The sequence below is a fragment of the Chitinimonas lacunae genome (assembly GCF_042650885.1).
Lineage (GTDB): Bacteria > Pseudomonadota > Gammaproteobacteria > Burkholderiales > Chitinimonadaceae > Chitinimonas_A > Chitinimonas_A lacunae.
Window position 1 is genome coordinate 734,418 of sequence record NZ_JBHSBU010000001.1, and the last position, 20,151, is coordinate 754,568.

Below are 20,151 nucleotides of genomic sequence, written 5' to 3' on the forward strand. Positions count from 1 at the left end.
GGACGAGCTGCCATGGAACACAAGGAAAAAATCAAACTGCTGCTCGTAGACGATATACCGACCAATCTGGTGGCGTTGGAGGCATTGATCGAGCGTGACGATGCCGAGATCTACAAGGCCAATTCGGGGGTCGAGGCACTGGAGATGCTGCTTCATCACGAGTTTGCCCTGGCGATCGTCGATGTGCATATGCCGGGCATGGACGGTTTCGAGCTGGCCGAACTGATGCGCTGCACCGAACGGACCAAGCAGGTGCCTATCGTCTTTGTCAGTGCCGGTGGCCAGGACCTCAACTACGCCTTCAAGGGCTATGAAAGCGGTGCGGTCGATTTCCTGCCCAAGCCGCTCGATACCCAGGCGGTGCGTACCAAGGTCAATGTGTTTTTTGAGCTGTACCAGCAAAAACGCACCCTGAAGCAGCAGTTGCAGGCGCTGGAGAAGATCCGGCTGGAACAGGAAAGCCTGCTGGCCGAATTGCAGAAAACCCAGGCCGAGCTGCACGCGGCGATCCGGATGCGTGACGATTTCCTGTCGATTGCCGCCCACGAACTGCGCACGCCGCTGTCGGTGCTGCGCCTGCAATTGCAGATTCGCCAGAAGCAACTGGAAAAGGGCGATCTGAGCCGTTTCACTCCTGATCGCCTGCCCAAGCTGTTCGAGCAGGACGACCGGCTGGTGACGATCCTGTTTCGCCAGATCAACGAGATGGTCGATATCGCCCGTATCCGCGCCGGCACGCTCTACCTTGAGCCGAGCGAGTTCGAGCTGGGCGAGATGGTGCGTGAGGTGGCCAATCAGTTCGGCGAGCAGATGGCCAGCGTCGGCTGTAGCCTCCATCTCGACATCGCCGCCACCTTGCTCGGTTGCTGGGACCGTTTCCGGCTCGAACAGGTGCTGATCAATCTGCTGACCAATGCCATGCGTTATGCCCCGGGCACGCCTATCCATCTGAGCCTCAGCCGCGCCGGCCAACGGGCACGGCTCAGCGTGCGCGACGGCGGACCGGGTATTGCCCCGGAATACCATGAACGGATCTTCCAGCAGTTCGAGCGGGCGGCGCTGCCCAACCGCGACAATGGTCTGGGCCTTGGACTGTATATCGCCCGCGAGATCGTCGAGGGCCATGGCGGGCGGATCTGGGTCGAGAGCAGCCAGGGGCAGGGCGCCAATTTTGTGATCGAGCTGCCGCTTGACCTGGCTTGCGTCAAGAACGGCACCGACAGATAAGCCCGGTTTGCTTTCCCTATGGCGTCCAGAAAAATCCATGACCTGGGGCAGCGCAGAGCGAAGACTGTTACCCCTGCTGGTTGTCGGGGCGGACAGCCAGGCCGGGGTATGTGTTCGCGGCCTTGGACGCCATTGCCAGCACCAATTCGATGAAGACCGGGCAGAACGATACGGCCGGGCGGCGGCTGCCGTGCGGCAGGGGAATGGTTCGGATGACACAAGAAAGACAGTCAGACTCGTCATGCAACGCTGGTATTGATACCGCTGAAGCGGGGTTGGACGGGGCCGTCCAGGGCGAGTCCGATGAGAACGGACCTGGCGCGGGCGCTGCCGGCCGGGTTCCCGCCTGTCTGCGCGCCGGTGGCGAAATGGGACGCCTGATGCGTGAACATGACTGGAGCACCACGCTGCTTGGGTCGCCCGAATACTGGCCGCAGTGTTTGCAGAGTGCCTTGGGCATCTGCCTTGAAGCGCGTTTTGCCTTGTTGATCTGGTGGGGCGAGCAACTGGTCCTGCTGTACAACGATGCCTATAGCCTGATCCTTGGTGACAAGCATCCCCGTTCGCTTGGCACGCCGGGCAGCGAAGTTTGGTCCGATGTGTGGCCGGTGGTGGGGCCGATGCTGCGACGGGTGGTCGAGCAGGGCGAGTCGATACAGGCGAGCGATCTGTTTCTGGTGATGAATCGCTATGGCTATGACGAGGAGACTTATTTCTCCTTCTCCTATAGCCCGATCTACGACGAACAAGGTCGGGTACGCGGCGTCTTCACCCCGGTGATCGAAACCACCGACAAGGTGATCGGCGCCCGCCGCTCCCATACCCTGCGCGAGCTGCTGCCGCTGGCCACGGAAGACGACGCTGCTGCCTGTGCCGCCCTGGCCCAGGTGCTGGCGCAGAATCCCTACGATTTGCCGTTCGCAGCCTTCTATCTGCTCGACGAGGCGGGCGACACCGCCACGCTGGCGGCAGCGGCCGGCATTGCTGCCAATCATCCGGCTTTTCCGGCCAGTCAGGTGTTGCGGGCCGAGCCGGCTGCCGGTGGGCCAGTATGGCCGTTTGCGGCGGCAGTCGAGCGGTGCGAGTCGGTGTTTATCGCCGATCTGCGCCTGGTCTACCAGGGCGAACTGCCGCACGGTGCCTGGCCTGTGCCGCCGCAAAGCGCCATGCTGCTGCCGATCGGCCTGCCTGGCCGTCACCGGCCGCATGCCTTGCTGCTGGTCGGTCTGAGCCCGCGCCGACGGCTCGATGAATCGTATTGCGACTTTCTGGAACTGGTGGCCGCCCGGATCGCCCAGGCGCTCGGCGAAACCGACGCCCGTCGCGAAGCCTGTCGCCGGGCCGAGATGCTGGCCGAGCTGGACCAGGCCAAAACCACCTTCTTCACCAATATCAGCCATGAGTTCCGCACCCCGCTGACCCTGATGCTGGGGCCGATCGAGACTCTCCTGAACGATCCGGCCTTGACCTCGCCCACCCAGCGCTCCTTGCTCGAACTGGTGCAGCACAACAGCCGACGGCTGCTCAAACTGGTCAATACCCTGCTCGACTTTGCCGCCATCGAGGCCGATCGGCTTGAAGCCGTGCCGGTGCCGCTCGATCTGGCAGCCTTCACCAGTCAGCTTGCGGCCACCTTCCGCCCGACGCTCGAAGCCGCCGGCTTGCAATTCCGGGTCGATTGTCCCTCGCTGGGCTGTCCGGTGGCGGTTGACCGCGATATGTGGGAGAAGATCGTCCTCAATCTGCTGTCCAATGCCTTCAAATTCACCTTTGAAGGGGAAATCACGCTGACGCTCGCGGCAAGTCCCGACGGGAAGTCGGTGCAGCTTCGGGTCAGCGACACCGGAGTGGGCATCGAGCCTGCGATGATGGCGCGTCTATTCGAGCGCTTTCATCGTTCGACCAGTTCGCATGGTCGCTCGTCCGAGGGTAGCGGTATCGGCCTGTCGCTGGTACGTGAGCTGGCCCGTCTGCATGGGGGCGAAGTCGAGGTGGACAGCACGCCCGGCCAGGGCAGTTGCTTCATCGTGACCTTGCCGTTCGAGCAGTCGGGCCGGCCGGACGAGCTGGTGCAGCCTTCCGTCCGCGCCAGCGATTACGCCGAAGAGGCCAAGCGCTGGCTGCCCGATCGCCTGCCGGCGTTTGGCGCCGTGGCCGACGCCTTTGCGCCCTATGGCCGTATCGTGCTTGCCGACGACAACGCCGATATGCGCGCCTATGTCTGCCAGTTGCTGAGCGGTGAAGGATATGCCGTCGAGAGCTACGAAGATGGCGCCTCGGTGCTGGCCGCGCTGCAACGAGCGCCGGCCGATCTGGTGCTTGCCGATGTGATGATGCCGCATGGCGACGGCTTCGAGCTGTTGCAGGCGATCCGCAGCGATCCGGCACTGCGCGATACGGCGGTGATCCTGCTGTCGGCCCGGGCCGGCAATGAAAGTCGGCTCGAAGGCTTCAGCGCCGGCGCCGACGACTATCTGGTCAAGCCCTTCGATGGCCGGGAACTGGCGATCCGGGTAACGGCCGCCGTGCGGATGGCCCGGCTGCGGCGCCAGACCAATCTGGCGCTGCGCGAAGAGGCGCATGCGCTGGAGCGGCTTAACCAGATCGGCACCGTGGTGGCGGCCGAGCCCGATACGGCGCGTGCGCTGCAATTGGTGACCGATGCGGCCACCGAACTGGCCGGGGCGGCCTTCGGTGCCTTCTTCCATAACAACAGCGACGAGCCCGGTGGCGGCTATCGGCTCTACACCTTGTCCGGGGCGGCCAGCGCGGCGTTCCACGGCCTGCCGATGCCACGGCGCACTCCCTTGTTCGCGCCGACTTTCGACGGCTCGACGGTGGTGCGCAGCGACGACATCACGGCCGATCTGCGCTACGGCCGCAATCCGCCGCATCTCGGCCTGCCGCCTGGTCATCCTTTGGTGCGCAGCTATCTGGCGGCGCCGGTGATCTCGCGCTCGGGCGAGGTATTGGGCGGGCTGTTTCTTGGCCATCCCTCGCCGGCCCGCTTCAATGCGCGCGACGAGCGGCTGGTGGTGGGCATCGCGGCCCAGGCCGCCAGCGTGCTCGACAAGGCCAAGCTCTATCAGGCAGCCCAGCAGGAATTGGCGGAGCGGCGCCGGATGGAGCTGGCGCTGCGCGAACGCGAAGAAGAGCTGCAACGGCTCAATGAAACCCTCGAAGCCCGGGTCAAGGCGCGCACCCAGGAGCTTGGCCACGCCTATCAGCAGCTGCTGGCCCAGATCGACGAGAAAAAGCAGGTCGAGGCGACGCTCCATCAGATGCAGCGGCTCGAAGCCGTCGGCCAGCTCACGGCCGGGGTGGCGCATGACTTCAATAATCTGCTGACCGTGGTGCTTGGCAATCTGTCGCCACTGGCGCGGGTGCTGAACGAACCGGCTCTGAAGCGCCGGATCGATATGATCCGGGTGGCAGCCGAGCGCGGCGCCATGCTGACCTCGCAACTGCTGGCCTTTTCGCGCCGGCAGCGGCTCGACCCCAAGGCCATCAACCTCAACTACACCGTGATCGGTCTGCGCGATCTGCTGCAAAGCAGTATGGGCGGCAATATCGAGATCGAGATGCGGCTCGACCCGGGCCTGTGGGCCGCGCTGGTCGATCCGACCCAGATCGAGCTGGTGATCCTCAATCTGTCGCTCAACGCCCGCGATGCGATGAAGAACGGCGGCCGGCTGGCGATTTCCACTAATAATGTGGTGCTTCAGGCGCCGACCCGGCCCGGTGAGCCCGAAGCCGGCGAATATGTGCGGCTGTCGGTCAGCGATAACGGCAGCGGGATGAGCGAGGAAGTGCTGGCCAAGGCGTTCGACCCCTTCTTCACCACCAAGGAAGTCGGCAAGGGCTCGGGCCTGGGTCTGGCGCAGGTTTACGGCTTTGCCAAGCAGTCGCGCGGTGGCGTGCATATCGATACCAAGCTCGGCATCGGCACCTCGGTCGAGGTGCTGCTGCCACGCGCCGAAACGGGCGACCAGACCCTGTCACTACAGGCCGAGCCGCATGTACGGCGGCAGGAGCGCAGTGTCGCCACGATCCTGCTGGTCGATGACGATCCGGCAGTGCGCGAAGTGACCGCGCTGATGCTGCGCGATCTGGGCTATGGCGTCGTGGAGGCAGGGAGCGGGGTGACAGCGCTCGATCTGCTGGAGCGACGTCAGGATATCGATCTGGTCCTGGCCGATTTCGCCATGCCGGGCATGCACGGCGTGGAGCTGTCCCGGCGGGCGCGGGAGCGGCGGCCGGATTTCCCCTTTGTCTTCGTCACCGGCTATTTCGACCTCGATGCCCTGGCCGACCTGGGCGATGATCTGGTGGTGCAGAAACCTTTCCGCGACCAGGAACTGGCCGAAAAGATCGAACAGACCCTGGCCCGTCATGCCGGCAAGGACGCTGAGGCGGTGCCTGATCCGGTCAGACGAGGGCTGACGGTGCTGTATGTGGAAAACAGCCGCGCCATGCGTGAGCCGGTGTGCGAATACCTCGATGAACTGGGCCATCAGGTGATCGCCCTTGCCAGCGCCGAAGAAGCGCTGGCCGTGCTCGATCAGCAACCGTTCGATGTGCTGTTTACCGATGTGCGGCTGCCCGGCATGCCGGGCACCGAGCTGGCCCGGATCGTGGTCAACCGTTTCCCCGGTAAACCCATCGTGCTGGCCTCGGGTTATGGTCGGCAGATCGATATTCGCCAGTTGGGCGACCGGGTGGAATTCCTGCCCAAACCGTTCGATCTCGAATTGCTCGAAGCCATGCTCAATAAGGTGGCTGGCATGGTGGCGGCAGATGCCAACCCCCCGTGAGGACGAAGCCGCCGATGCCGGTGTGGGTCCGAACCGAGCCGGCCCCCCGATAAGCGCCCTTGGCGCATTTGCATTTGAATCGGCGTCGCCGCCAAACCTGGTGAGGCGCAGTACGCCTGCGCTTTGAGGACCGGACGCCCCATTGGCTGGCCATGCGCTAGTACATTGCCGGAAACGCGTCCGGCCACCGAGCCTCAGTCCCTGGCCGGTCAAGCAACATGGCTGCTGACGCCGATCCGAAGCGAAATCCGCCAAGCTGCCGCTTTGTGGCTGGCGCATTTCCACTGAAATCGGCGTCGCAGCAAGTCTGGTCGAGCGCTAGGAACCGGCGCTCTGAGGGCTGGACACACTGACTCTGAATTGACTGGCTGACAAGCACCCTATGGCTCCGTTGAGTCGGACACCGAGGTGCTCGATGAAGCAGACCCGTGGCTCGGCTTTGACCGGACGTGTTCTGGTCGGAGGTGTCGGGTTGATGCTGATGTGGAAGGGATAGGGATTGAACGAAAAGATGTATTTCTCTTTGTAAATTGCAATATGTCTTGCAATGGTTTTGCAGAATATTTTATCTACCGTATATCGCGTGCCAGCCTTATCCCTGAGAACTGCCAGCGGGCGCCAGGCATAAAGAAATTACGGTAGCTGGGCCGGATATGGTTGAGCGGGGTGGTGCAGGAGCCGCCACGCAGCACCATCTGGTTGATCATGAACTTGCCGTTGTACTCACCGACCGCGCCCGGGGCGGGATGAAAGCCGGGGTAGGGCAGATAGGCGCTCGATGTCCACTGCCAGGTTTCGCCGAACATCTGTTGAGGCAGTTCGCTCTCGCCCGTCGCGGCCGCCGGATGTAGCCGGTCGCCTTCGAGAAAATGGCCATCGCAGTCACCGCCACGCCAGACCATGCCGGCCGCGTGTTCCCATTCGGCCTCGGTCGGCAGCCGGGCGCCGGCCCAGCGGGCATAGGCGTCGGCCTCGTAATAGCTGATATGGCAGACCGGCTCGGTCGGCGCCAGCGTCCGGGTGCCGGCCAGGGTGAAGATTTCCCATACCTTGCTCGAAGCAGTCGGCCGGCAGTACAGCGGCGCCTGCCAGTTTTCGCGGCAACGTTGCTCCCAGCCATCGGACAGCCACAGCTCGGGCCGTTGATAGCCGCCGTCACGGATGAATTCCAGATACTCGGCATTGCTGACCAGCCGCGAGGCCAGCGAATAGGGTTGCAGCCAGACCCGATGGGTCGGCGTCTCGTTGTCGAAGGCAAAATCCCGGCCGCTGTAGCCGATATCGACCAGTCCGCCCGGGTAGTCGAAATAGCGCAGCGGCGCCAGTACCCGTTCGAGCGGTTCGGGTGGCGAAGGCCGGTAGGCCGGATGAAGTGGATTGCTCCAGAAGTGATGCTTGAGGTCGGTCAGGATCAATTCCTGATGCTGCTCTTCGTGCTGAATGCCCAGTTCGATCAACTCAAGCCAGCGCGGCTCGCAGATCGGCGATTCGAGCAGAGCCAGAATCTGCTTGTCGACCGTCTCGCGATACACCATCACCTGGCTCAGCGTCGGCCGCGACAGCATGCCGCGCTCGGGCCGTGGCATCCGCTCGCCCACGCCGACGTAATAGGAGTTGAACAGCATGCGGAACTGTCTATCGAATGGCTGAAAACCCGGCACCGCCGCTTCGAGCACAAAGGTCTCGAAGAACCAGGTGACATGGGCCAGATGCCATTTGACCGGGCTGGCATCGGGCATCGACTGCACCATGCAATCTTCGGCGCTCAGGCCGCTCACCAGGGCTTCGGTACGCTGGCGCACGGCCAGGAACGCAGTCCGCAGCGCAAACACGCGCGCATCGACCGGGATATTCATTGCGGGTCTCCTTCGAGCGGCGCAGCCACATAGAGATGGAACCAACCGCGCTCGTCGCTCCAGCGCCGCAGCATCGCAAAGCCGGCCTGGGCGAGCAGGGCTTCAAAGCGCGCAGGCGTGTATTTATAGGAATACTCGGTAATGATGGCGTCGCCCGGGGCGAAATCGCGCAGACGCGAGCCGATCCGCACATGCTGCAAGCGATCGGCCACCAGCAGCATCTCGACCCGGCTTTCGGCTTCGTTGAACCAGGCGCGGTGACGGAAATGGCGTGGCTCGAAGTCACAGTCGAGTGCGCGATTGACCACCCGCAGCACATTGCGGTTGAACGCGGCGGTGACGCCCAGGGCATCGTCGTAGGCCGCTTCGAGGATGGCTGGGTCTTTCGGCGCATCCACCCCGATCAGCAGACGGCCCTCGCGCCCCAGATGGCCACGGATGCTGGTCAGCAGCGCCAGCGCGGCGGCAGGCTCGAAATTGCCGATCGAGGAACCCGGGTAGAAGAACACCGGTGGCAATCCGCTGTTAGAGCGCAGGATGGCCTGTAGATGAAGCGGCCGGGTGAAGTCGGTGACGATGCCGAGAAACTCGACCTGCGGAAACTGGCGCATCCCGCTGCGCAGCGTCTGGCGCAGCCATTCGGGCGCGATATCGACCCCGACATAGCGGGTGGCCATGGTCACGCCCAGCCACGGCCAGGATTTGTGTCCATCGCCACAACCCAGATCGACCCATTGCCCGGCGCTGGGCAGATAGCTGGCAATCTCGGCGCGATGGGTGGCGCAAATGGCGTTTTCCAGCCGGGTCGGGTAGTACTCCGCCAACTGGCAGATGGCGTTATAGAGCGCGCAGCCCTGTTCGTCGTAGAAGAATTTGGGGGAGATCCAGGCCGGCTGTGCCAATAGTCCCGCTTCCAACCCGGCCAGCCGCTCCTCGACCGGCTCCAGGGCTTCGACCACCACCCGAGGTCGGGCCTGGGTACCCGTGGCCGGCCGGGTGGCAAGAGAAGAGGGAGAGAGATCCGCCAACATGGTATTTCCTTTCCAGGCAAGAAAGAGCGGCCGCACGGACGCTCTGGAACGACAAGGCAAGGGAATGCGGAGTAAGAAGATTTATTTTTCTTTTGGCTTGGCTCCTATATTGGCAGTAAATTTCCTGATTTTTTCTATTTGTACTCAGGCCGCTCAAGTCGGCTCGACCCTCGCCAAGGCATTGAGCAGGGCAGCATTGAAGGCCGGCAGATCGTCGGGGCGGCGGCTGCTGATCAGCGGGCCGTCGCACACCACTTCCCGGTCGACCCAATGGCCACCGGCGTTGCGAATATCGTCCTGCAAGGAAGGCCAGCTGGTCAGGGTGCGGTCGGCGACCAGGCCGGCCGAGACCAACAGCCAGGCGCCATGGCAGATCACCGCGATCGGCTTATGGGCCGCCGCCATCGCCACGGCCAGCGACCGCGCCTGGGGCAGCAGGCGCAGGGCATCGCTATTGACCACGCCGCCCGGCAGCACCAGGGCGTCGTAGCGGTCGGCCCGGGCTTGGTCGAGTGCGCAATCGACCGTCACCTGACGGCCTGGCTCGGTATGCTGAAAGCCCTGCACTTGAACGGGGCGGTCCGACACCACATCGACGGTGACGCCCCGGGCTTCGAGCGCGGCTTTGGGGGAAAGCAGTTCGGATTCCTCGAATCCATCGGTGACAAGAATGGCGACGCGCCGGTGCGCCAGAGGAGTCGCAGTGTTCATGGGCAGCTCCTGAGGTGGGTCATGCTCAGCCATTGACCACTTCGCCACCGTTGGGGTGGATCACCTGACCGGCGATATAGGAAGAGTCGCGACTGGCCAGAAACACGAAGGCCGGGGCAATCTCATCGGGCTGGCCGGGTCGTTTCATCGGCACATCGTCGCCGAAATGGCTGACTTTCTCGGCATCGAAGGTCGAGGGAATCAGCGGCGTCCAGACCGGTCCCGGTGCCACGGCATTGACTCGGATATCCTCCTTGATCAGCGCCTTGGCCAGGGAACGGGTAAAGGCCACGATGGCGCCCTTGCTGGCCGAGTAATCGAGCAGTTTGGGACTGCCACGGTAGGCGGTGATCGAGGCGGTATTGATGATCCGGCCGCCGCCCTTGAGATAGGGCAGGGCCGCCTTGACCAGATAGAACATGGAAAACAGATTGGTGCGGAAGGTCTTTTCGAGCTGTTCGGCCGAAATATCGCCGATGCTGTCCTGCGGATGCTGTTCGGCCGCGTTGTTGACCAGGATATCGAGCCGCTCGAAGCGGTCGATGGTCTGCTCCACGGCATCGGCGCAGAACTGCTCGTCGCCGATGTCGCCTGCGAGCAGCAGGCAGCGCTGACCGGTCGCTTCGATCAGTTCACGGGTACGCTGGGCGTCTTCCTCTTCGTCGAGATAGACCACCACGATATCGGCGCCTTCCTTGGCATAGGCCACCGCCACTGCCCGCCCGATACCGCTGTCGCCGCCGGTGATCAGGGCCACCTGGCCTTGCAGTCGGCCGCTGCCGACGTAGTCCTGCATTTCCGATTGCGGCGGCGGATTCATCAGGGTTTCCAGGCCAGGCTGGATGGTCTGATGCTGGGGCGGCAGGGTGGTGGATTTATCCGTCTGGGCTTCGTTCAAGGTGACGCTCATCGGTGTTTCTCCTCACATCGACGACGCCGGCATCATCGATGCCGGCGCCTGGGACGCACGGTTGCTCAGGCCCCGAAGGCCCGCTGGCCGGACTTATTCCCAATAAGGACGGACGTCGTAGTAGGTGTGCACCTGATCGGCCCAGCGCGTATCGGCCATGCTCGGCCAGTGGTCCTTGTCAAAGCCCGGTGCGTTTTCCAGCACTTCCTTGCTGGCATTGAGGATGAACTGCTTTTGATCGATATCAAGCGTCAGCGCTGCCCACGGCAGGGCGAACAAACGGTCGCCCATGCCGAGGAAACCGCCGACCGACAGCACGGCATAGGCAATTCGGCCGCGTTGTACATCGAGCATGATGCCCTTGATATCGCCGAGCTTCTCGCCCGCCGGATTGACCACGTCGTTGCCGGTCAGCGTGTCGGCCAGCATCAGATAAGGGCCGGGGCCATCGGCACTGCTGAGCGAATGTTGCGAACCGACGATACGGGCGCCACCCGTATTACTGGATTGTTGAAGCATGATGGGCCTCCTGTAGCGATAGAAAGAAAACACCGCCTGTTGACCGACGCATTGAGGCGTCGGGGCTGGCTGTCCGTTTCCTGGCAAGTGCCATGCCTTGTCGATTCGCAGCAGGCCCAATAAGTGGAATAAAATTAATTGGGTGGGAATTTCGGTAAGAATTGCACGAAAAATGTAATTTTTATATGAAATGTTTTTGTTGAAATAATTGATATTTAGTTCAATTTAAAGAATCGCTATTGAGGATTTGCCGCGCCGATTATCCGCATCAACACAAAAACTTTTCTGTTCAATCGGGTCAAAATGCGGTTTGCCGCATCTTCTTGGCGGAAAAAATAATCAGGAGGATCACGCAGATGAACAGCGATTCGGCAAAATCACTTGCCGTGCCACCGACCCGGATGCGCTTGCGCTGGGGGGCCATCAGCGCCGGTCTGATCGTCGCCTTGGCCTTGCAACTGCTGCTCACGGTGATGGGCATGGTGGCCGGGCTGGCGATTGGCCGGGTGGAAAGCGAACAGGTCGAATCTATCGTGCTGCCCTTGTCGGTATCGGTCTGGCAGGGTTTCAGCATGTTGGTGGCGGTATTTCTGGGCAGCTATATCGCTGCCCGCACCGCCGGCCCGTTGCGCCGCACCGAGGGCATGATGCATGGCTTCATCAGCTGGGCCGCCACCGTGGTGGCACTGGCCTGGCTGGCCTGCACGCCGGCCAGTCTGTTGCTGGGCGGGGTATTTCACAATGTCGCGACATTTACCGCCCAGGCCAATGTATTCGAGAAAGCGCCGCCCGATAGCGGGGTACTGGCGACCGAGCTGGAAAATCTGCTGCGGCAGAATGCCCGCAGTCTGGTGCTCAATACCGTCACCCCGCATGGCATCAAGGAGTGGCAGATCCAGATCAAATCGGGCGAGCGTGAACAGGCGATTGCCTATCTGGTACGCAATATGGGCTTTCCTCAGCTCCGCGCCACAGTGCTGGTTGACCAGGCATTGATTCTGTCGGGCAACCCCGAACGCGCTTCGCGTGAGGCACGCCAGGGGGCGGAACGGACCCTGGCCAATCTGACGCAACTGGGGCAGACCATGTTGCTGGCAGTTGGGTGCTCCTTGCTGCTGGCGCTGCTGGGCGGCCTGTTCGGTGCCCTCGATGGCCGCCGTTTGACGCCACCTGGGAGATGACAGCGCTGCGGAGTCTGTTGGTATCCGGTCGACAGTTCGGGAGCGAGAGCAGCAGCGGCCTACTGACCAATGAAGACGGCGTCTGAGGACGCCGTTTTGTCATGGGAGACCGGATTCAATCGATCAGGCCATCAATCGATCAGCTTGTTCTTCAAGGCATAGGCCGTGACATCGGCATTGCTGGTAAAGCCCATCTTCTCGAACAGCCGGGTGCGGTAGGTACTGATGGTCTTGACGCTCAGCGACAGCGTCTGGGCAATGCTGGTGATCGATTCGCCCTTGGCGAGCTTGCACAGGATCTGGAATTCCCGCTGCGACAGCGCGTCGTGCGGGTTTTCCACGGCTGGGGCGCCGATCTGGTCGAGCAGTTTCTGGGCGACGGCCGGGCTGACATAACGTTTGCCGGCAGCCAGTGTGCGCACTGCGCTGATCAGGTCTTCCGGTACGCATTCCTTGTTGAGGTAGCCGCTGGCGCCGGCCTTGATCAGGTTGAGGGCGTATTGCTCCTCGGGGTAGCCGCTCAGCATCAGGATCGGCAGATTAGGTCGCAGCGCCTTGATCTGCCTTAGCGCATCGATGCCGGTTTTCTTGGGCATCGAAATATCGAGCAGGACCACATCGAGTTCTTCCTCGCGCACGCATTGCACGGCGTCGGCCCCGTTGTTGGCCATCCGGACGACCAGCATTTCCGGGTCTTCGGCCAGAAACTGTTTCAGTCCGGCGCAAACGATGGCGTGATCGTCTGCGATCAGGATTCTTATCATTAAGCGTCACCTCAATACGCGCAGGCAATCCGACGCCCCGTCCGGACTGCCAATCTTGTTTACCGCTTGGTTTTTACCCATCTCAACTCGGATAGCACGCCTCGGAGGGCAATCCCAGGTTGTCCGCTTCACCGGGCTTGCTGGCGTCGTAGCCGTTGAGCCGGTTGTAAATCGTTTTCAGGCTGACCCCGAGGATTTCCGCCGCCCGCCGTTTATTGCCCTGGCAACAATCGAGCGTGGCGAAGATCAGGCGGCGTTCCACCTCTTCAAGCGTGGTGCCCACCTCGAACTGCATCATCTTGCCAAAGCCGCTGCGTGATTCCGTCTGCAAGGGGGTTGGGGTGTCGATATCGAGCTGATCCTCGGCCAGGATATAGGCGCGATGGATACAGTTTTTCAATTCTCGCACATTGCCCGGCCAATGATGGCGGCGCAGCTTGTCTTCGATACCCGGGGCAAAGGTTTTGCAGGTGTTGTGCTTGCGGTTGCGCTCTTCAAGAAAATGCTGGGCCAGCAGCACCACATCGTCGCCGCGCTCGCGCAGCGGCGGCAGCACGATGGGGAAGACGGCGAGCCGGTACAGCAGATCCTGGCGCAGCATGCCGCTGCGTACCGCTTCGAGCGGATCACGATTGGTGGCGGCCAGCACCCGTACATCGCAGGCAATCTCGCGGTCGCCGCCGACCCGCACCAGTTGGCCGGTTTCGAGTACCCGCAGCAGGCGGACCTGCAAGTCAAGCGGCATCTCGGTGATTTCATCCAGAAACAGCGTGCCGCCCTGGGCACGCTCGAAAAAGCCCTGATGGGTGCGGATCGCCCCGGTAAAGGCGCCTTTCTCGTAACCGAATAATTCCGATTCGATCAGATTGGCGGGCAGTGCGCCGCAGTTGATGGCGACAAACGGTTGTTCGGCGCAGGCGCTCTGTTCGTGGATGGTGCGGGCGACCAATTCCTTACCGCAGCCGCTTTCACCGATGATCATCACCGACACATCGCTCGGGGCCACCCGCTCGATCAGGCGAAACACCTCAAGGAGCGCTGGTGAATTACCGTGCAGCAGGCCGAATTTGCGCGGTGGTTCGGCCGGTGGACGGAGATGACGGTCAGGGATGAGGTAGGGAGGGGAACGGGTGGGCGAATGGCCGGTAGGCGGGACAGTCTCGTAGTGGATAGACTCGAACATGCGCTTCACTCCTTCCTGAGGCCCCAGGCGGGGCTAATTGGCTTGCTTGTTATGCTTGCCATCTTAGCCCCTCACCGGGGTGGATCAAGTAAACAATGGCGCATTCTCGTGTAGGAAAATTCCTACATGCCGCAAACCGGCCATGGATGAGCCGGACGATGTCAGATGTCCGCTCCTTTGTGGGAAAAATGTCAATAATCAGTCAATTACCCGATCTGACGAACGGCGGCGGCGGTTTGCTCGGGTGCCTGCACTCAGACTGGCAAAGCGCCATTGGCGCTGGCGGCCTCTTCGGCCGCCTTGGCCGCCGCGGCCGCCTCGCTGGCCTGACGGGCCGACCACAGCAGCATCGCCACCCGGCCCAGTGCCGGCCAGCCCGGCCAGAGCCGGGCAAATAGAGGACGGCGCCGCAGGCCGATCAACAGGCCAGTGCCGGCGGCAATGCCGATCAGCACGGGCGGCGAGCTGATCCGGGCACTGACCTGATGCTTGATTTCGCACCAGCTATGAGTCACCACCTGTTCGCGTTCATGCACACTCAGGCTCAGTCTGTCGCATTCCTGACGCAACAGCGCCCGACGCTGGCGCGAACTGAGCGATTCGGTCTCGGGCGTCATGGCTGGCCTCCGAGCAGACGACGTGTTCGGGTAAAGCGCATATCGCCAAAGCAGCGGGTGGCCAGGACATAGGCATACCAGGCCAGCACCGCATCGAGCACGCTGACGATCAGCGCGGCGGCCGGCAGCGGCATGTCGATCGAGACCAGCAGGGCAATCAGGGCCACATTGAGGCCGAACCAGCAGGTAATGGCCGCCACCGCCGCCAGGGTCAGCCAGCGGCCGGCTTCCATGCTGCTGACCAGGGCCAGCCGTGTTTCCTGTCGCATCAGGTCGGCCGATTCCTCCACGATATGGCTAAGCTGCTTGAGCAGGGTTTCGCCGTGACCGACCAGCGCTGCCAGCGAGTCGGGTGCCGGCGCTGCGGGCTCCGACGGGGCTGAGTTGTTGTGATCCATGTCGAACACTCCGGGAACAGGGTGGCTGATTTGCGCTCGACTCAGCAATCGTTATGCCCGGGAGTGGAGATTGGAGAGGAAAGGGGGAGGGAGGGAAAAGGAAAATTTTATGAAAAACCTTTGCTAGGCAACGGTAATATATAATCTGAATATATTGAAATGTGACAAATATTCTATTCCCCTGTCCGAACCCCTCCCAATCACCCCCTCGCGCTTACCTTGCCACCTGCACAAGCCTACTGGTCGTTTTTACAGTGCCATGACGGACTCAAGCCGGCTGATCGCTCACCATGGCCATCGCGCTGGTGGCCTGGGCGGGCACTTCGACCATGATGGTGGTGCCGCTGCCGGGCGTGCTGGTGATGGAGAAGCTGCCGCGCAGGCCGACCACACGCTGGCGCATGCCGGCGATGCCATGCGACAGCGGGCTGTTGATGGCGTCGTCGGTGAGTCCGATGCCGTTGTCGCGGATGGTGAGCTGGTAGCCGCCATCGGGGTTGGCATCGAGCGTGACCGCCACGTCGGTGGCCTTGGCGTATTTGACGATATTGGTCAGGGCTTCCTGGGTGATACGGAACAGGGCGATGGCCACCTGTTCGCTGGGCTCATGCATTTCTTCGGGTAGATCGAGCCGGGCAGTCAGTCCGGCCCGTTCGCACACCTGCTGCACCTGCCACTCGATGGCCGGGGCCAGACCCAGGGTGTCGAGTGCCGAGGGGCGCAGTTCCTCGATGATGCGCCGTTTGATATCCACGCTGGCGTCGAGGCTCTGGATGGCCCGTTCGAGCTTCTCGGCCAGGACGGTGTCGAGCTTGCGCAGCTTGAACAGCACATAGGTGACGTCCATCCGGGCCGAAATCACCAGGCTGCCCAGTTCATCGTGGATATCGTGGGCGATCTTGGCCTTTTCGCGCTCCTGTTCGATTTGCAGGTCCGACGACAGCTCGGACAGCACCGCAGTGCGTTCTTCGACCAGCCGTTCGAGCTCATGCTGGCGTGCCTCGTTGGTGGTGTCCTCGATTTCCTTGCGGCGCAGTTCCTGTTGGGCGCGGCTGTAGAGCAGCACCAGCAATACCAGGTTGACCACGGTCAGGATGCCGATGCCCATCCGGGTCAGCGAGGCATCGGCTTTCCACTGCGCCATGCCGGTCTGGTAGCGCTGGTTTTCCTTGCCCAGCACGATTTGCAGTTGCTGCTTGAGCCGGGCGGTCTCTTCCTGACCGAGTCCTGCCCGTACGCTGGCCGGCTGGCCGGGCCGATAGCGGGCCAGATTGTCGCGCAGACCGCGCAGACGGGCCTCGACGCCAGCATTGATCGGCCGCAGCAAGGCAAGCCGCTCGGGGTCGTCGGCCCACAGCTCGTGCAGGCGGCTTTGCAGATTGTTCAGTTTGTCGGGAATGGTTTGCCAGGTTTGCAGATATTCCTGGCGGCCACTGAGAAAGTAGCCGCGATGGGCTGCCTCGGCCTCGCTGATCGCCGCGCCGATCTCGCGCAGCAGACTGCGCGCTTCGAGCGAGCGGGCGAAGTCCTGAGTGGCATCGGCCAGCCGGCGCTGGGCCAGCTCGGACACGATCAGAAAAGTCAGGGAAAAGCACACACCCAGGGCGAGGAAGACCGCCGTATTGAAACTGCGCCGTAACCGGTTCATGGGATACCTTGGATTTCTTGTTCTCGGAGCGGGACAGTGCCATGGCGACGGCCCCATGGTCGAACCATGGGGCCGCAGTGTAGCGCCGCCATTCTGCGGCTTTCAAGCTGCCGACGGCCTAGCTGCGAGCGCCTTCCCTGCCGCTGACCGGGCAGTTTTCCAGTTGTCCCTTGGCGGCCAGACACTTGACCCCGTATACCACGGCCGCGATGGCCGCTGCCCAGATGATCCGTTTCATAAGCTACCTCCTTGCTTGATGGGTCGAAAAGCGATGCCGCATCGCTTGGACACGGCCTGCACAGGCCATTGGAGGCAGGAAATGTGCCCTCGGGCGACTACAGCAGCGTTTACATCCTGCGATGTAAATCCTCTATGCCAAACAGGGTTCTGGGCGGTTTTTTCGGGGGGATCAGGCCGATATGGCTGGGCACGGTATATGCCGGATAGGGGCGAGGACCGCTCGGTCCTTGGCAATGAAAACTTCGATTTTGTTCGACTTTCGCCTTCCCTTACCGGAGAACTCACCATGAACGACACCAATATGACGGGCAGCAATGACAAGAGGTCCAGCGCTTCGAACGGGGCCGGTATGCCATCGCAAAATGCGCCGCTCCACTCGACTACCGATCAGGAAAAGCGCGCCCACCATGCCCCGGAAAACGCTGGCGCCCGCAAAGAAGGCTCTTCCCAGGGCTCGTCGCACGGCTCGCAGGGTAATCAGTCGGGCAACCGCTCGGGTCAGATGCAGCACACCCAGGAACGCGACAAGTTCCAGGCCGATTTCAGCAGCTTCATGAGCGATGTGGAAAACCTGCTGAGCCGTGGCAGCACGCTGTCGGGTGAGGCGCTCGACGCCTCCAAGGCCGAGTTGAGCGCCCGCCTACAGAGCTTCAAGAACCAATGGAGCGATCTGAGCGAGAAGACCAGCGAGAACGCGACCCATGTGGTAGCCGTCTGCCAGGACTATGTCCGCGCCCGGCCGCTGCAATCGGTGGGGATCGCACTCGGTGTTGGCGCCCTGATCGGCTTCCTGTTGCGTGGTAACGGCGGTCGGCGTGAAACCGACGAAATGTAAGAAAGGTGCAAAAGCCGTCCATTATGTGGGGCGGCTTTTGCTTTAAATGGAAATAACTGATCAAAAGGGGCGCTGGCGCCCATGGGCCAGGCAGGCCACGGGCAAGGTGGCTCGGACCTCGAATGGCCGTCGGAAATGGCTGATTGCAGCGGCGATCGTCACGGCGCTGATTGCACTGGCGGTCTATCTGTTTTCCTGGAATATGCTGCGGCCCTATATCGAACGCCGGGTCGAGGCAGCCACCGGCCGCTCGTTCGAAATGCGTGGCGATCTCGATGTCAGCCTGTCGCTGCAACCGCGTATCACGGCGCGCGATCTGGTGCTCGGCAATACGCCGTGGAGCGACGCCGACGCCATGGGCCGGATAGGCCAACTCGACTTTACCCTCGATCTGCCGGCGCTCTTCAGCCGCCGGGTCGAGCTGTTGCGCTTGGAGCTGGCCGGTGCCCAGCTGCTGCTGGAGCAGAATGCCCGCCATGGCAATAACTGGCAGTTTCCCGCCAACGATCCGTCTCCCTCGCCGTGGCAGTTCGATATTGCCGAACTTCATCTGCAGGATAGCGAAGTGCGTTTTCGCGATCCGTCCACCGACACCTATCTGCTGATCGATCTGATGACCGTCGCCGATGGCGGCAAGCTGCCCGTGCGTGCGGCGATCAGCGGGAGTTTCCATGGGCTCGACAGCCGGATCAGCATGCAGGGCGCGCCCTTGCTCCGGCTGCGTGATACACGGCGTGCCTATCCCTTGCAGGGCGAAGGGCAGATGGGCAGTACCCGTTTCGAAGCACAAGGCACCGTGACCGATCCGGTCCGGCTCAGTGGCCTGGCGGTCAATTTCAGGCTTGCGGGGCGCAGTCTCGATGAGCTGTACCGCATTCTCAACCTGCCGCTGCCGCCGACCCCGGCCTACGAGCTGGCCGGGAGCCTGCGTCATAGCAATGCGCTGTGGGCGCTACAGAATTTCCAGGGGCGGGTCGGCAAGAGTGATCTGGGCGGCGATTTCAGCGTCGATAAAGGCCGGCAGCCACAATTCATCAAGGCCGATCTGCATTCGCGCTCGCTCGATCTGAAAGACCTGTCGGGCTTTCTGGGCGGCCGTGAGGAAAACGACCAGCCGCCGGCCCAGCCTGCCGGCAAGGTGCTGCCTTATACCGAATTCAATCTGGACAAGCTGCGTGCGGCCGATGCCGATGTGCGCTTTCGCGGTCAGCGCATCATTACCGAGAGCTGGCCGTTCGATGGTCTCAATGTCCATCTGCGCAGCGAAAAGCAGCGTCTGCGGCTTGATCCGCTCGACTTTGGCTTTGCTGGGGGCAATATCGTCTCGACTATCGATATCGATGCCAACAGCCCCAATCTGACTACCCGGGCCGATATCACCCTGAAGCGGCTGCAATGGCAGAAGCTGTTCCCCAAGTTCAAGTTTCAGCAGGCCAGCATCGGTCTGATCGGCGGACGCGCCCAGCTGGCGATGCGTGGCAATTCAATGGCCAAGATGCTGGGCGGCGCCAATGGCAATGTAACGGTGCTGATGAACGGCGGGGAGGTCAGCAAGCTGCTGCTGCGGCTGTCCAATCTCGATATTGCCAATACCCTGGCGACCCTGCTGACCGGCGATGAGCAGGTGCCGGTGCGCTGCATGGTGGGCGATATGGAGGTCAAGGACGGCGATATGCGCGTCCGCACCCTGATCCTCGATACCGACAAGCAATTCATCAGCGGCTCGGGCGGTGTCGATTTGGGCAAGGAGCAGTTCGACCTCAAACTGCGTTCGCGGCCACGCAATCTGAGTCTGGCGGCGCTGCGCGGGCCGATCCTGATCGAAGGCACCTTTGCCCAGCCGGCGGTGCGGCCTGATCTGAAACAGGCGGCGGGCCGGGTGACGCTGTCGGCACTCCTGGGCGGGGTATCGGGACCGCTGGCCATCCTGCCGCTGCTGCAATTGGGCGAGAAGGACGGCGCCGATCAATGCAGTCGGCTGGTGGCCGATGCCAAGGACCACAGCGACGATAGGCCCAAGCTGCCAAGCAAGCCCGGCAAGCCCGGGAAATAGCCCACAGCGCGTCAGCTTCGCCGCGTCCCTTGCTCTCTGTCTATCTCGCCCCCTGTGTCCAGTTCCTCTACGGCGCGACTGATGAACGATGCAATGGTGGGTCAGCGCTGAGGCCGTGGGCGCGAAGCCGGAGACGCGTCGAGGTAGGAGCGGCTTGGTGGGCT

15 protein-coding genes are annotated in these 20,151 nt (G+C 62.3%); 5 read left to right on the forward strand and 10 right to left on the reverse strand.

What is annotated here, in order from left to right; translation table 11 throughout:
• The first annotated feature begins 12 nt into the window (after nt 1-12).
• Both ACFOW7_RS03275 and ACFOW7_RS03280 read left to right on the forward strand, forming a co-directional pair.
• Nucleotides 13-1,227 carry a hybrid sensor histidine kinase/response regulator gene (locus ACFOW7_RS03275; protein ID WP_378160979.1) on the forward strand — a complete coding sequence of 405 codons (1,215 nt, stop codon included), beginning with the start codon at nt 13-15 and terminating at the stop codon, nt 1,225-1,227.
• A gap of 275 nt (nt 1,228-1,502) precedes the next feature.
• Complete coding sequence (locus tag ACFOW7_RS03280; protein ID WP_378160981.1) at nt 1,503-6,041, forward strand: response regulator; 4,539 nt, start codon at nt 1,503-1,505, stop codon at nt 6,039-6,041.
• A 569-nt stretch (nt 6,042-6,610) separates the two neighbouring features.
• Here the strand turns inward: ACFOW7_RS03280 and egtB are convergent.
• The 5 genes from egtB to ACFOW7_RS03305 form a co-directional block, all read right to left on the reverse strand.
• Complete coding sequence (gene egtB, locus ACFOW7_RS03285) at nt 6,611-7,897, reverse strand: ergothioneine biosynthesis protein EgtB (protein WP_378160983.1); 1,287 nt, start codon at nt 7,895-7,897, stop codon at nt 6,611-6,613.
• The gene (egtD, locus tag ACFOW7_RS03290; protein WP_378160985.1) at nt 7,894-8,928 is read right to left on the reverse strand and encodes an L-histidine N(alpha)-methyltransferase; all 1,035 of its coding nucleotides are present in this window, start codon (nt 8,926-8,928) and stop codon (nt 7,894-7,896) included. Before egtD ends, egtB begins: the two co-directional genes overlap by 4 nt.
• Nucleotides 8,929-9,081: 153 nt before the next feature.
• Nucleotides 9,082-9,639, reverse strand: coding sequence for a type 1 glutamine amidotransferase domain-containing protein (locus ACFOW7_RS03295; protein WP_378160987.1), 558 nt, complete (start codon nt 9,637-9,639; stop codon nt 9,082-9,084).
• A gap of 25 nt (nt 9,640-9,664) precedes the next feature.
• Nucleotides 9,665-10,549 carry an SDR family oxidoreductase gene (locus tag ACFOW7_RS03300; protein ID WP_378160989.1) on the reverse strand — a complete coding sequence of 295 codons (885 nt, stop codon included), beginning with the start codon at nt 10,547-10,549 and terminating at the stop codon, nt 9,665-9,667.
• Nucleotides 10,550-10,642: 93 nt separating this feature from the next.
• Nucleotides 10,643-11,068, reverse strand: a complete 426-nt coding sequence (locus ACFOW7_RS03305; protein WP_378160991.1) for a PRC-barrel domain-containing protein — start codon at nt 11,066-11,068, stop codon at nt 10,643-10,645.
• A gap of 356 nt (nt 11,069-11,424) precedes the next feature.
• On the opposite strand from ACFOW7_RS03305, the gene ACFOW7_RS03310 reads away from it, so the two are divergent.
• Nucleotides 11,425-12,249, forward strand: a complete 825-nt coding sequence (locus ACFOW7_RS03310) for a hypothetical protein (RefSeq protein WP_378160993.1) — start codon at nt 11,425-11,427, stop codon at nt 12,247-12,249.
• 131 nt (nt 12,250-12,380) lie between these two features.
• Here the strand turns inward: ACFOW7_RS03310 and ACFOW7_RS03315 are convergent, their stop codons facing one another.
• The 5 genes from ACFOW7_RS03315 to ACFOW7_RS03335 form a co-directional block, all read right to left on the reverse strand.
• A complete protein-coding gene (locus ACFOW7_RS03315; protein ID WP_378160995.1) occupies nt 12,381-13,013 on the reverse strand; it encodes a response regulator in 633 nt (210 codons plus the stop codon).
• A gap of 82 nt (nt 13,014-13,095) precedes the next feature.
• Nucleotides 13,096-14,196: a sigma-54 interaction domain-containing protein gene (locus ACFOW7_RS03320; protein ID WP_378160997.1), complete on the reverse strand. Its 1,101-nt coding sequence runs from the start codon at nt 14,194-14,196 to the stop codon at nt 13,096-13,098.
• 254 nt (nt 14,197-14,450) lie between these two features.
• On the reverse strand, nt 14,451-14,813 hold the full coding sequence (locus ACFOW7_RS03325) for a hypothetical protein (RefSeq protein WP_378160999.1): 363 nt from the start codon (nt 14,811-14,813) through the stop codon (nt 14,451-14,453).
• Nucleotides 14,810-15,211: a phage holin family protein gene (locus ACFOW7_RS03330; RefSeq protein ID WP_378161001.1), complete on the reverse strand. Its 402-nt coding sequence runs from the start codon at nt 15,209-15,211 to the stop codon at nt 14,810-14,812. Before ACFOW7_RS03330 ends, ACFOW7_RS03325 begins: the two co-directional genes overlap by 4 nt.
• 268 nt (nt 15,212-15,479) lie before the next feature.
• Nucleotides 15,480-16,859, reverse strand: coding sequence for a sensor histidine kinase (locus ACFOW7_RS03335; protein WP_378161003.1), 1,380 nt, complete (start codon nt 16,857-16,859; stop codon nt 15,480-15,482).
• 526 nt (nt 16,860-17,385) lie between these two features.
• On the opposite strand from ACFOW7_RS03335, the gene ACFOW7_RS03340 reads away from it, so the two are divergent.
• Both ACFOW7_RS03340 and ACFOW7_RS03345 read left to right on the forward strand, forming a co-directional pair.
• Complete coding sequence (locus tag ACFOW7_RS03340; protein ID WP_378161005.1) at nt 17,386-17,934, forward strand: DUF883 family protein; 549 nt, start codon at nt 17,386-17,388, stop codon at nt 17,932-17,934.
• Nucleotides 17,935-18,040: 106 nt separating this feature from the next.
• Nucleotides 18,041-19,987 (forward strand): AsmA family protein, encoded by a 1,947-nt coding sequence (locus ACFOW7_RS03345; protein WP_378161007.1) that lies wholly within the window; start codon nt 18,041-18,043, stop codon nt 19,985-19,987.
• The last annotated feature ends 164 nt before the right edge of the window (nt 19,988-20,151 follow it).